Annotated in this window: 7 protein-coding genes; 5 read left to right on the top strand and 2 right to left on the bottom strand. The window is 52.6% G+C overall.

Annotated elements, in window-relative coordinates; translation table 11 throughout:
* Positions 1 to 70: 70 nt before the first annotated feature.
* From PQG83_RS06475 to glnA, 3 genes are all read left to right on the top strand, one after another.
* Positions 71 to 409: a P-II family nitrogen regulator gene (locus tag PQG83_RS06475; RefSeq protein ID WP_312747972.1), complete on the top strand. Its 339-nt coding sequence runs from the start codon at positions 71 to 73 to the stop codon at positions 407 to 409.
* Positions 410 to 480: 71 nt separating this feature from the next.
* A complete protein-coding gene (locus PQG83_RS06470; protein ID WP_376753577.1) occupies positions 481 to 1767 on the top strand; it encodes an ammonium transporter in 1287 nt (428 codons plus the stop codon).
* A gap of 139 nt (positions 1768 to 1906) precedes the next feature.
* Positions 1907 to 3316, top strand: a complete 1410-nt coding sequence (glnA, locus tag PQG83_RS06465; protein WP_312747970.1) for a type I glutamate--ammonia ligase — start codon at positions 1907 to 1909, stop codon at positions 3314 to 3316.
* Positions 3317 to 3421: 105 nt separating this feature from the next.
* Here glnA and PQG83_RS06460 read toward each other — a convergent pair whose 3' ends face one another.
* Entirely contained in the window at positions 3422 to 5668 is a 2247-nt protein-coding gene (locus PQG83_RS06460) for a [protein-PII] uridylyltransferase family protein (RefSeq protein WP_312747969.1), read from the bottom strand.
* Positions 5669 to 5740: 72 nt separating this feature from the next.
* Between PQG83_RS06460 and PQG83_RS06455 the strand changes: the two genes are divergently transcribed.
* Both PQG83_RS06455 and clpB read left to right on the top strand, forming a co-directional pair.
* Complete coding sequence (locus PQG83_RS06455; protein WP_312747967.1) at positions 5741 to 7375, top strand: [protein-PII] uridylyltransferase family protein; 1635 nt, start codon at positions 5741 to 5743, stop codon at positions 7373 to 7375.
* A 185-nt stretch (positions 7376 to 7560) separates the two neighbouring features.
* Positions 7561 to 10161, top strand: coding sequence for an ATP-dependent chaperone ClpB (gene clpB / locus PQG83_RS06450; protein ID WP_312747965.1), 2601 nt, complete (start codon positions 7561 to 7563; stop codon positions 10159 to 10161).
* A gap of 79 nt (positions 10162 to 10240) precedes the next feature.
* Here the strand turns inward: clpB and PQG83_RS06445 are convergent, their stop codons facing one another.
* On the bottom strand, positions 10241 to 13390 hold the full coding sequence (locus PQG83_RS06445; protein WP_312747963.1) for a hypothetical protein: 3150 nt from the start codon (positions 13388 to 13390) through the stop codon (positions 10241 to 10243).
* Positions 13391 to 13749: the final 359 nt, after the last annotated feature.

Below are 13749 nucleotides of genomic sequence, written 5' to 3'. Positions count from 1 at the left end.
GAGAGTCCGTTGCCTGGGACGACGGAAGGCGATATTCAGAGTGTCTTAATCCAATGGAAGGATGGTTCCTATGAAGCTGATTCAAGCCATTATTAAACCCTTTAAGTTAGATGAAGTGAAAGATGCTTTGATCGAGTTGGGTATTCAGGGCATGACTGTCACCGAAGTGAAGGGATTTGGTCGTCAAAAAGGTCATAAAGAGACCTATCGTGGCACTGAATATCAGATTGAATTCGTTCCAAAAATTAAACTGGAAATCGCCTTGGCCGATGATCGAGTGGGAGAGGCTCTGGAAGCCATTATGCGTGCAGCCAAAACCGGCAGTATTGGGGATGGAAAGATTTTTGTTTCCGAATTACATAGCGTCATCCGTATTCGTACGGGGGAATCGGGCGAAGGAGCAGTCTGACCATTGGCACCAGACCACATCACGTGTTTACTCGAGGAGGGGAAATGAATCTGTTGATTCCACGCTCAACGATGGGAAGATTGACCGGACTGGTGGTTGGCCTGAGTTTCACTCAACCCTTTGCTGTTTGGGCAGGTGAAGAGGGTTTGCCGAAAATTGATACGGGGGATACGGCCTGGCTCTTAATGTCTTCGGCGCTGGTGTTGTGTATGACGCTTCCCGGTCTGGCCTTATTCTACGGCGGACTGGTTCGCAAAAAAAATGTGCTCGGAACCATCATGCATACGATGGTGATTCTGTGTGTCATTAGCCTGGTTTGGGTGCTGTGCGGATACAGTTTAGCCTTCGGTCCTGATGTTGGAGGGGTCATTGGCAGCCTGGCATGGGTGGGTCTGAATGGTGTGGGATTGGATCCCAGTCCGGTATATGCGTCGACGGTGCCCCATCAAGTCTTTATGTTCTTCCAGCTCATGTTTGCCGCCATCACCGTCGCTCTGATTACCGGCAGTGTGGCCGAGCGGATGAAATTTAAAGCGTTACTTATGTTTGCCGTCTTATGGTCCCTTCTGATCTATGCCCCCTTGGCCCATTGGGTATGGGGGGGCGGGTGGTTGGCCAAGCTTGGCGCTTTGGATTTTGCCGGAGGGGCGGTCGTCCATATCTCTTCCGGATTCGGAGCCCTGGTCTGTGCCGTGATGCTTGGGAAGCGCAAGGGATTTGGTGCAGAGCCGATGCCTCCACATGATTTGCCGATGACCGTCCTTGGTGCCGGCCTCCTCTGGTTCGGGTGGTTCGGCTTTAACGCGGGGAGTGCGTTAGGAGCCAATGGCGTGGCCGCGGCGGCGTTTCTTGCCACTCATACGGCCGCCTCGGCCGGGGGACTCAGTTGGATGGTAGCCGAATGGGTCCATAGGGGAAAACCAACCACGTTAGGGGTCGCCAGTGGAGTGGTCGCGGGTTTGGCCACGGTGACGCCCGCTGCAGGATTTATCGGGCCGATGGCAGCCCTTCTGATTGGTCTGGTTGCCGGCACCGTGTGTTATATCGCGGTCGTGTGGAAAATGCGGCTCGGCTATGATGATTCGCTTGATGTCGTGGGCATTCATGGCGTGGGCGGATTTATGGGCATATTAGCGACAGGGTTGTTTGCCTCCATCGGAGCCCAGGGTTTCTTTTTTGGAAATCCAGGACAGTTTGGTATACAAGTGGTATTGGCTTTGGTAACCTTGGCGTTTTCTGTCATCGGGACCTATCTCATTCTTAAAATCGTGGATGTGACAGTGGGGCTGAGAGTCTCCGCCCAGGACGAGGAAATGGGGTTGGACCTCAGTCAACACAACGAACGGGCTTATTCCTAACATGGAGGTGTGGGTTCAGGCACGATGGGGTGGAACGGGACTGGCCTCCGATCCACGTCGGATGCATGCGTGCTATCAGTTGAGGAGATGAGGGTGTTGTTACTTTTATAAACAGTTGTGCTGGCGAAGGAGGTATTGAATGACCGCGAAAGAAGTGTTGGATTTTGCGAAAAAGAACAAGGTGGAAATGGTCGACGTGAAGTTTGTCGATCTCATGGGGACCTGGCAGCATTTTTCGATTCCGACATCAGAGTTAACGTTAGACCTCTTTAAAGAAGGCTCTGGATTTGATGGATCGTCTATTCGTGGCTGGCGCATGATCCAAAATAGCGACATGTTGGTGGTGCCTGACCCGAATACCGCCTGCATGGATCCATTTATGGAAATTCCGACGTTAAGCCTGATTGCCGACGTGCAAGATCCGATTACCCGGACCATCTACGAGCGGGATCCCCGTGGAGTGGCACTTCGAGCGGAACAATATCTCAAGAGCACGAAAATCGGAGATATTTCCTACTGGGGCCCTGAAGCCGAATTTTTTATTTTTGACCATGTGTCGTTTGATCAAAACAGTCACTCCGGTTACTACTTTGTTGATTCAGAAGAGGGCATCTGGAATTCCGGAAAAGATGGAGTCAACCTCGGGTCACGACCGCGCCACAAGGAGGGCTATTTCCCCGTGGCCCCCGTCGATTCGCAACAGGATATCCGGTCGGAGATGTGCCGGGAAATGGAAAAAGCCGGAATCAGGGTGGAAAAGCATCATCATGAAGTAGCCACAGCGGGCCAGGCCGAAATCGATCTTCGATTCGATACTCTGGTCAAGATGGCCGATCAGATGATGATGTACAAATATATTGTGCGCAATGTCGCGCGGCGGCATAACAAAACCGTGACCTTCATGCCCAAGCCGCTCTATGGGGATAATGGCACCGGAATGCATACGCATCAGAGTATTTGGAAAGACGGAAAGCCTCTGTTTGCCGGGAAGGAATATGCGGGTGTCTCGCAGATGTGCTTATATTATATCGGCGGGATACTCAAACATGGTCCGGCCCTAGCCGCGCTCACTAATCCGATTACGAATTCGTACAAACGCCTGACACCGGGCTTTGAAGCACCGGTGTTGCTGGCCTATTCCAGCCGGAACCGATCGGCCGGCATCCGGATTCCCATGTATTCTCCGAGTCCCAAGGCCAAGCGCATTGAGGTTCGATTCCCTGATCCTTCCTGCAACATGTATTTGGCGTTCAGTGCCATGCTGATGGCCGGATTGGACGGGATTCAAAATAAAATCCATCCAGGCGAAGCCATGGATAAAAATCTTTATGATTTAGAACCGGAGGAGTTAGGGAATATTCCTTCATTGCCTTCGAGTCTGGACCAGGCCTTAAAGGCGCTTGAGGATGACCATGAATTTCTTTTGAAAGGCGGAGTGTTTTCCGAGGACCTGCTTGAAGCCTGGATCGCCTATAAACGGTCTAATGAAATCGATGCCATTCGAGTCAGGCCACACCCGTATGAATACTTCATGTACTATGATGTGTAAGCATTGAATGTGAACCTTTCGCCTGTCTGCGGGAAAGGTCAGTGGGTTTCCTAACGCCCGGGTATTCAATGAAGGGATGACGTCATGCCTTCGGATGCCCGGGCGTTAGCGTTTGGGAAACCGTCGAAGAAATTGTTCGTGAATTTTTTTCATCCTGGAGTGGATAGCATGCTCCAGATCGTCGGCCCCTTGAAGCCAGTTGGTGGTGAGCATCCCGAGCCGGCGAGCGAGAAACACCATTTCATCAGAACCGGATGGGGGCAGAACAAGGTCCTGGGCATGGCCACGGACAATTCTCAGTCCATCAATGAGTTGCCGGAAATACAGATAGTGGTCTTTGAGTTGTGCCCCTTCCTCAAGACTGAACAGGCCTTCTCCGCTCAGGTGATCGATGGCCTCGAGGGTGTTGGGAGAACGAATGGAGGGATGGTCGTGGCCGTGCATGAGTTGAAGATATTGCACGGTATACTCCACATCAAGGAGGCCACCCGCTCCGTATTTGACATGCGTGGTTCCCGGCCGGACTAATTCCTTGGTCTGCCGTTCACGAAGGTGGAGGGCGGTCTGCAAGTCCCATGGGTCGGGAGCATAGACAAAATGGTCACGATGTTGCTCAACGGCTTTTCCGACCGCACGATTGCCGGCAAGAAACCGGAGCTTGATAAGGGCTTGTCGTTCAAAGGGGGCGGCTCCGCCCTCTGACGTATAATACCGCCGAATTTCTTCCAGGGAATTGGCGAGGAGCCCTTTTTCTCCATGTGGCCGAAGGCGGGTATCCAGATGGAAAATGCCTTCCTGTTTGGCTTCAATCCATTGGAGAAATTCCTGCGCCCAACGTTCAAAATAATCCGAGGATACCCGCGCGGTCTGACCGCGCGATGGTTTGCCCGGCATGTGATAGACGAACAGAATCTCGATATCGGAGGCATACCCTAATTCGCCTCCCCCGAGTTTCCCTAATCCAAAGATTGCCATCGACGGCGGAGCGGTGAGGGAGGCTTTTGGATTGATCGCCTGTTGAGAATGCAAAAGGGCCTGATTGAGAATGACGTCAGCGAGATTGGTCAGGGCCTGGGAAAACTGCGGGAGTGGACTATTCTCCAGGAGATGACGCATGTCGATTCGAAACAGTTCTTCATCTTTCCATTGATTCAAGCGCTGCTTTTTGTCGTCGGAAGTTTTGGCTTTGAGCAATATCGGCTCGATCGCCTTGCTGAGTATAGCCTTCGACCGGATCAATGGACCTTTTTGGTACTGATTCATCATGGGCAACAAATTGTTATGCTGCCGGCGAAGGAGGTCCTCCCACAGGTAATCACTGCTCCCAAAGAGTTGCGCCAGTCGTTCCAGAGTGGAAGCCTGGCTCAGTTTGGTGAGATGCGATGGGGAATTGGCCTGCTCTAACCATTGATCCAGGAATTGATCAAAATGGTCGAGCGCCTTCCCGGGATCCGGCGCCCACCTCAGGTAATGGGTGAATTCTTTCAGTAAGGTGGCCGCCGTTCGCAGTTCCTGTTGTTCGGCTTTCCCCTGAATTTTTTCGCCTTGCCGCCCGCGGACGTAGAGACGGTTGCGGACGCGATGCTTCGCGACTTCAATCTTGGCTTTCACAATATAGATGCCGCGCATGGCCAGGGCATTGGCAAAGGTGTATAAAAACGCCGGCGTATCGGTTGAGCTGATATCCAGGATGGTTTCATGACTGCCACGCGGGTTGGAAAAGCTGATGTGCACCGGATGGACCATCTCCGTCGGTTTCTGTCGCATGTTTTCTAAATTTTCAATGAGCCGGCGATTCACCTGGCGACGGGCTTGCCGGATCTGATTCTTTTGAAGAAGGATGAGGAGGGCTGTCACCATCTCTTGAAGCTCACGTTGCTCGGGTTCCTCAAATTTCAAGTCTTCCAGCGCCTGTACGTGAAAGACATCCACCACAATTTTTCGGGTCAACCCTCGAGTCCCTTGTGAGGACCCACCCATGGGTAGGTGCCCCGGAGTGGATTTCGTGGAAAGGGAAGTGGGGGAAGGGGTCTCCAGCGAGGTGAAAATCGTGGCTTCGCGAATGTCCAACCCAAAGGACGATAACACGCCACAGAACATGGCAAATTCTGAAAAATAATCGTACCCCACCAGGGTCAGTTGATATTGCCGGGCGGGGAGAGTCCGGATCGAGATAGCACAGGGTCGTTCAAACGTGAGCTGGTTTGCCAGAGCTAAATGTTCCAGGATAGCGGCGGGAGGAAAGCAGTCAAAATAATCCGGATCCATCTGCCGGACAAAATCTCTAATCAAGGCCGGACGAAGATCAGGACATTGAGTTTGATACGATTGAATCCGTTCGGCTTCGTGCATGGTGCCCGAGTATACTGAAAAATTGTTGCATTGTAAGGTCTGCCGCGCTCCCGTATAATTTTCCCTTTGACGATGAGCGCTTTCATACCACACGCAGCTTCTGAGGGTGATCCTCCCGCTGCGTCTCTTCCCGATCCGACGCCCTTACTGCTGGCTTCAGGACTTCCCTCCCAGGAGGTGGCCCGCATTCTGAAGGCCCATGGCCTGCAGGATTGGAAACGGGCCGACCAGAATCTGCAGGCCATGGCCGGGGAACCGGTCACCCGAAAAGCTCTGGCAATCATTCTGCCCGCGGTCTTGCGCAGCGTAGGGCGAACGGCCGACCCGGATCAGGCCATGAATGAATGGGAACGGTATATCGATTCCGGTATCCAACGGCTCCAACTGTTTCAATATTTAGCGATAGTCCCGCATGTGGTTGAAGTGTTGGGAGCGGCATTCGGAAATAGTCCGGCCATGGCGCAAACCTTTATCCGTGATCCGTTACTCGTGTATTGGATTGAAGATGATGGGGTCCTGCGACGGCGGATGACGCGGGTGGCTCTTGAGGCCAACGTGCAGGCTGCCCTCAGTACGGTGACGAGTTTTGAGGCAAAATGTGAAGCCTTGCGACGGCTGAAGCGGCGCGAAATGCTCCGGATCGGGATTCGCGACTTATTGGGTATCGCCACGCCCGTTGAAACCTATACGGTGTTATCGGATCTGGCGTCGGCCGTGATTCAGGCGGTCTATGAGCTGGTGAACCGGGAGTTAACGCAGAGGTTTGGCGATTTTGGAGAGGGGACATCGACCGGGAAAAAGGACGACGGTTTCTCCGTACTGGCCATGGGGAAACTCGGAGGATGGGAGCTCAATTATAGCTCGGATGTCGATCTGATTTATGTGTACCATGCTCCCGAAGGAAAGACTAAAGCGGGGAGGGGCCAAACCAGTATTGCGCGGACCTTGTATTGTGAAACTCTGGCGAGGGAACTCACGGCGGTCTTAACGACGCCCACAGCGGAAGGGGCTTTGTTTCGAGTCGATCTCCGTCTCCGTCCGGAAGGAATGGTCGGGCCGCTGGCCTCGTCCCTTGAAGATGCGCTGCATTATTATGCGGGCCGAGGACGAACATGGGAACGTCTGGCCTTTCTCAAAGCCAAGCCCATTGCCGGAAATCTCCGTGTGGGACAGGCCTTAATCAAGGGGCTGACACCATTTGTGTATGGGCATGAAGGAGACGAAGGACAGGTCTTTCCGGCTATTCATTCACTCCGGTCACAAATACTGGCCAAGATGATTCGACGAGGGGAAGTCGACCGGCATGTCAAACTGGGCATCGGAGGGATTCGGGAAATTGAATTTATTGTGCAAGCCCTTCAACTGCGTTGGGGACAGGCATTTCCTAAAATCCGTGACCGGCAAACACTCAAAGCATTGGTGAAGTTGAGGCACATTGAAAAACTCACGGCACAGGAGGCGCGCCTGCTGAAAGAGTCTTATGTGTTTTTGAGAAATCTTGAGCACAAACTTCAAATGGTCCATGAATTTCAAACGCATCTGCTTCCGAATAAGGCGGACGAGATGGCCAAATGTGCCGTCAGAATGGGGTACTTCAAACAGGGAACCGTGGGGCAGGCCACGGAAACGTTCCTGAAGGACTATCGCCGGCATACCACCACCGTGCATCAGTTATACGAACGCATCCTGTGTTCGTCATCGTCCTAGCTGCTCCACGCTTTTTTTCTCACTATATCCCTTTTTTTCGCCTTCCGTTTGACAGTCGCGTGTAGGGAAGGGGACGAATGTCGAATGTGAATCGTTCTAAGGGGTTGAATTCCCCCTGAGGATTATTATCTTTATAGTGCGAGACAAATACCGGACGTATACATTTTTGATTGAGGGGGAAGCCAATGGACCTTAACCGAATGACGATCAAATTACAGGAAGCCTTGCAGGCTGCCTCGGGGATCGCGATGCGACGAAGCCATCAAGGGATTGATGTGGAACATCTCCTGCTGGCGTTGCTGGAGCAATCCGGTGGATTGGCTCACCCGATTTTAGAGCATACGGGAGTCTCTCCGACCGCCGTCAAAAATGCCGCAGAGCAAGCGTTACAGAAGGTGCCACAGGTTCAGGGGAGTGGGGCGCCTCCGGGTCAGGTGCATCTCTCTCCGCGACTGGCAAAGGTGCTCAATCAGGCGGAAGCGGAAATGAAGGAACTCCGGGACGAATTCTTGAGTGTCGAGCATGTCATCCTGGCCATGGTGGCGGAAGGGGGCGTGTTTACCTCCATGGGACTCAAGCGGGATAAGGTCCTCGCCGGCCTTCAGGAAGTGCGGGGCAATCAGCGTGTGACCAGCCAGGATCCCGAGGGCACGTATCAGGCATTAGAAAAATATGGTCGGGATTTGACCCGGTTGGCCAGCCAGGGAAAATTGGATCCCGTGATCGGCCGGGATGAAGAAATTCGTCGTGTGGTACAGATCCTGTCCCGCCGCACCAAGAACAATCCGGTCCTGATCGGAGAACCGGGTGTGGGAAAAACGGCCATTGTCGAAGGCCTGGCACAACGGATCATCAAAGGGGATGTGCCGGAGGGACTGAAAAATAAACGCTTGATCGTGCTTGATATGGGTGCCCTGGTGGCGGGTGCCAAATTTCGCGGGGAATTTGAAGAGCGGTTAAAAGCCGTCTTAAAAGAAATTCAATCCTCCCAGGGACAGATCCTCTTGTTTATCGATGAATTGCATACGGTCGTGGGGGCCGGAGCGGCGGAGGGATCCATGGATGCCGCCAACCTGCTGAAGCCGATGTTGGCCAGAGGGGAACTCCATCTGATCGGTGCCACCACGCTGGATGAATACCGGAAACATATTGAAAAAGATGCGGCCCTGGAGCGGCGGTTCCAGCCGGTGGTGGTCGATCAGCCGTCGGTGGAAGATACCATCTCCATTCTGCGTGGATTAAAGGAGCGGTATGAAGTCCATCATGGGGTGCGCATCAAAGACTCGGCATTAGTGGCAGCCTCACGTCTATCCAATCGCTACATCGGTGACCGGTTCCTGCCAGATAAAGCGATTGACCTCATCGACGAAGCCAGCGCGCGATTGCGAACCGAAATCGACAGCATGCCCGCCGAAATGGATGAGATCTCCCGAAAAGTCCTGCAGTTGGAAATTGAACGGGAAGCCTTAAAGAAAGAAACCGATGCTGCCAGCCGCACCCGGTTAACCCATATTGAGGAAGAGTTGAAAGCCAAACAGGCAGGGTTAAATGACTTGAAAACCCAATGGGATGCGGAGAAATCGTCGGTCGGGAAATTACAAACGATCCGGCAGGAGATCGAAGGCGTCAAACAGCAAATCGAACAGGCCGAGCGGCAGTATGACCTGAATCGCGTGGCGGAGTTGCGCTATGGCACTTTGCCTAAACTGGAAAAATCCATGAAAGAGGAGGAAGAGCGGCTGGCCAATCAGCAAGGCACCAGTCGTCTGCTCAAAGAAGAGGTTGATGAAGATGACATTGCCGAAGTAGTCAGCCGGTGGACGGGCATTCCTGTGAGCCGGTTACTCCAAGGCGAAGTGGAAAAACTGCTGCACCTCGATGAATGGTTACACAAACGCGTGATCGGTCAGGATGAAGCCGTCAAAGCGGTGGCCGAAGCCGTGTTGCGTGCCCGGTCCGGCATCAAAGATCCCAATCGCCCCATCGGGTCGTTTCTCTTCCTGGGACCGACCGGCGTCGGCAAAACCGAGTTGGCACGGGCCCTGGCGCATACCCTCTTCGATAACGAAGCCAATATGGTGCGTATCGATATGTCGGAGTATATGGAAAAACATACGGTGGCCCGATTGATCGGCGCCCCTCCAGGGTATGTGGGCTATGAAGAAGGCGGGCAGTTAACCGAAGCGGTGCGGCGCAGACCCTTCTCGGTCATCCTCTTCGATGAAATCGAAAAGGCGCATCATGATGTCTTTAACGTCCTCCTTCAAGTTTTAGATGACGGGCGGTTAACCGACTCACAAGGCCGAACGGTGGACTTCAAAAACACGGTGCTCATCATGACTTCGAATCTGGGCAGTCAGGATATTTTGGAAGCCCAGCAACGGAATATGGACTATGAAGCCATTCGCGCCTTAGTGCTCAAAGAAATCCAACAGCATTTCCGTCCCGAATTCTTAAACCGGGTTGATGAAATTGTCGTCTTCCATCCCTTGAAACGGGAGGAACTGGCGCAAATCGTCGAAATACAATTGGAACGGCTCAGGGTCAGATTGGCGGACCGGCGGATGTCCCTGGAGCTCTCCCCGGCGGCCGTCGCCGATTTGGCCGCGCGGGGCTACGACCAGGTCTATGGAGCACGGCCGTTGAAACGCCTGCTTCAACAGGAAATCGAAACGCCGCTTTCCCGGCTGATCATCCAGGGCAAAGCGGTGGATGGCCAACGCATTGTGGGCGATCTGATTGACGGCAAGTTCGTCCTCACCGCCCAGGAAAATGTAGAGGCCTAACGCCATTCCATCAATTCAACGGGGAGATTAATCGTGGTGCTCCCCGTTGAATTGCCCTTCTCAACGAATTCCCGTCCAATCACCTGCCAAGATATTCAATGAACAGCATGAGGACATAGCCACCGGAAGGAATAGCAAAGGCCTTGAAAATGGGTTGTTCGGCAAACGGGCAAAACGCCCCTTTTCTGAAGTTCTGCACCTCGCTGATGACCTTCTGTATTTGAGCTTTTCGTGTAGAGCCTGAACTCGTGCTCAACATGGACGTCAGCTCATTGAGAACACGTCCCCTGGCGTGTTCAGCCGTTTGTCGGAAATGAAAGGCTGAAAAAATGGCCAGCCCGATGTTGCTTCCTATCACGATAAGAAGACTGATCGGGAGATCCCAGTCATCAAAAAATGAGAAACGTGACACAATCATGACCAAGACAATGATAAAGGGATAATAGATTAGGGTCCCGACTACTTCTGTGAGCTGACCACAAAACCACAGACCGTGTTGAATGTTGTCCAGCGCATCCTTCATTGGACTATGGAACCAGGGTTCGCGTGCCCTATCCCGAGGTGGCCATACCACGCCGGGTTGTAACACCCACTTCACCATCCTGGCACAAAGCCGTGTGACATATACCACAAAAAATACCAGGAGCCACATGGTGACCACACTCAGAATAAGAATCACCTTATCCAAATTGAAGCACGTCTCACCCCGGCAGGGGGTGGTGGGAAATCCGATGAGCATGAAGATCGGGAAGGCAAAAAGAATCAGGTAGACAGCCGTCTGGACGACAACACGGGACCCTGCGCACCGTAGACCCATTAATGACGTATAGATGCGCCATGTTTCACGCATCGTATGTTTGGGGGGTGTGCTGCCCTTTGAATAATCAGGACCGAATTCCATCCACTTTTTCCATTCGAAGCATAAGGAACATTCTCCTGGAGAAAGATCGAAATCTGCCTCAAGTTGACGAAATTTGGCCTGCAGGGTCCTGTATCCCCGGCACAGAAAGCAAAGACTCAAAAAGAACGCCGCCAATCTGAGTATTTCCGTTGGCCAGACACTGATACCTTCCAGCCAGACAAAGGGTTCTCCATCCTCGAGTTGGCTGGTGATGGACACAAACAGCCAGGAATAGCTACCAACGACGGCCAACAAGAAAGCCCAGAACATGGGAGACTTGGCCGCCGCTCCGGCAAGAAACACCGCTTTCCGGCTCATGGCCGCATAAATCAGCCAACTACTCAATAAAATACATCCCAGCAGGATGAATGTTCGTAAACCTATGGGGGGCGCCGGCTCTCCATGTTCAAAATCCGGTCGTGAAACATGGATGGAGCGGGTGCCGTCACTCAGGTCGTATGCACCCGTGAGTCCGACCTCGAAGATTCTTGGCGTTCGATGAAGGGAGGGTTGGTCTGGTGAGTTGTCGCATATCCCATGGGCAAACAATCCTGAAGCCGAGTGACACACGGCGTCGGGGTCAATGGCCAGCAACGTGGACAGAAACAATGAGGTTTGATAGGCATCGCGAAACGGGGGAATTGATTTTTGCACCTTGTCATCAAGACGAAGGCCGAAATGAGAGGCAATGAGAAGGTTTCGAGTCCATTGGTATTGGCCCGGATGTAAGAGGCGGGCATCAAGATCGGTGGTAAAGAAAAGAACTCCGGGAAATTCTTTTCGCAAGGCTTGGAGGAGGAGCAGTTTGTCGTAAACATCTCCAGCCAGAATGCCTATGGCCTTAAAGCCGGGGCAGGTTGGCCATGATCCTTCTCCAACATTGTCCAGACACTCTTCTCGAATCCTCCGGTCCTCAGCTTGTATTTGCAAGGCCAACCGTCTCAAATAATCGAATTGGGCCGGGCCTTCCGGTCGTTCAAGACCCTTATTGATTTTAAAAAGGTTCTGGGAAAGGGTTCCGACACTCTCGGATTTTCCGCCGGAGGCATTCATACTCTGAGGAAGCTCACCGTCAATTCCACGAAGGTAACTAAAGCGATGGGCCCAATCAGGCCAGTCCACGTCTCCCAAATTCCTGATCTTGGTGACAAGATCAAGATCCCGAGAACGATGAGTCACTTCAAGAAAGGTCAGTGGCAGTTTTCGCCCGTAAAGCGTATCCCATTCCCCGATCAAAGCAATGTGATCTGGTTCGTCGGTAAAATCTACGTTTCGTTTGTGTAATTCCTCTGCCAGTTCCCTGGCCAGTTCTTCGTCCGTCCCTATGACGCGATGCACATCAAAACCCAGGGACTTCATATAGTTCCAGCACTCAGCTTCGCTGGAACACTGTTCCTCATCAATAGTAAGGCCTTCAAACAGGACCGCCTCAGAGGCGGTGGCCGAATAGGAAAGATACTGAATAGCGGTTGAATCCTGGATGGGTGTATGTGAGGATGACGCCATTCGATGTCTTCCCAGTATTTCACTGATCATGGCGCGTAAGGTTCCGGAATGAAACGGGCCTAACACTGTAAACGACATTGTGACATCAACAAAATCGTGACGACGTCGTTCCTGTGGAGAGTCGGATACCGACTCGTTCACAAAGGCCACGAGGTCTTCCAGGGACGCCAATGGATTTTTCTCAAGATCTTGATCCTTGACCCAGAAGACCAGCACGTGGTCTTTTTCGGGGTTGTCCGGTTTAAACCATTCGAGAGGCACATCCATGCCGGGACAGCTTTCATCCCAGCAGGTGTCTTTTCCCTGAAGCTTTGTGCGGTTCCACGAAAAATATCTGAAAAATTCTCCTTCCTCTGGGATATACCCCGCCTCTCCAAGAGCGGACACCACCGCATAACGATGTCGTAACCGGTATTCCGTTCCGGAAGCAAAGGGAGTGCCTTCTGTGACGACAATCAGGGCCTTGAATGTAGGTGTGTGTGCCCCTATCGCTCTCGTGATCTCACCTAACTGAAGGCGTAAATTATGGTGGTCCTTGGTCTCTGAACCATTGAGAGCACCTTGGGGTGACGGAGCCACAGTCTGAGACTGATTGGTGTTGGGTTCGGCCTGTTTATGAGCTTTTACCGATGCGAAAGGGTCCTGCCACAGACGGCTTTGTACTCGCTTGTCACCAACGATCACCGCCTGGCTTTGTTGTTCATGAACGGGCCGATCACTTTTAAAGGGTTGTTGGTAAAACAAAATTCCACCCAGCACGGTGAGCAGAATTAATAACCCCGTCACAGGAATTTTAAAATCGTCGCTTTTGTCAGAGGCCATGCGTCACTCGCGAATGTTCCCTGGAACCGGATGCCTGCCGGATATGGTTGTTCAGCTTCATCTCATTGCTGATGGGGAAAGAAATATATTTGGGTGAATAATTCAAGATGGACCATGATCCAACTGCCGGACACGGTGCGATTCATCACCTACAGGGGCTGTTGAAAAAAGCCGCCGGCCGCATTCTCGCCATTTTTCCGTGCTCACGTACTGGAAGTACGCTCTGCGCGCAAAACAAAAGTAGTGCCCTTTTGGACACGGCAGGCAATTTGCGGCCTTCCCTTCGGCATGACTCAGGGCAGGACTGGAAGGACTTTTTTGAACCGCCCTGAGACATCTAATATGCAACGTGCCTGTGG

This window comes from Candidatus Nitrospira neomarina (assembly GCF_032051675.1).
Lineage (GTDB): Bacteria > Nitrospirota > Nitrospiria > Nitrospirales > UBA8639 > Nitrospira_E > Nitrospira_E neomarina.
This window is presented reverse-complemented; position numbering and strand designations above follow the sequence as displayed.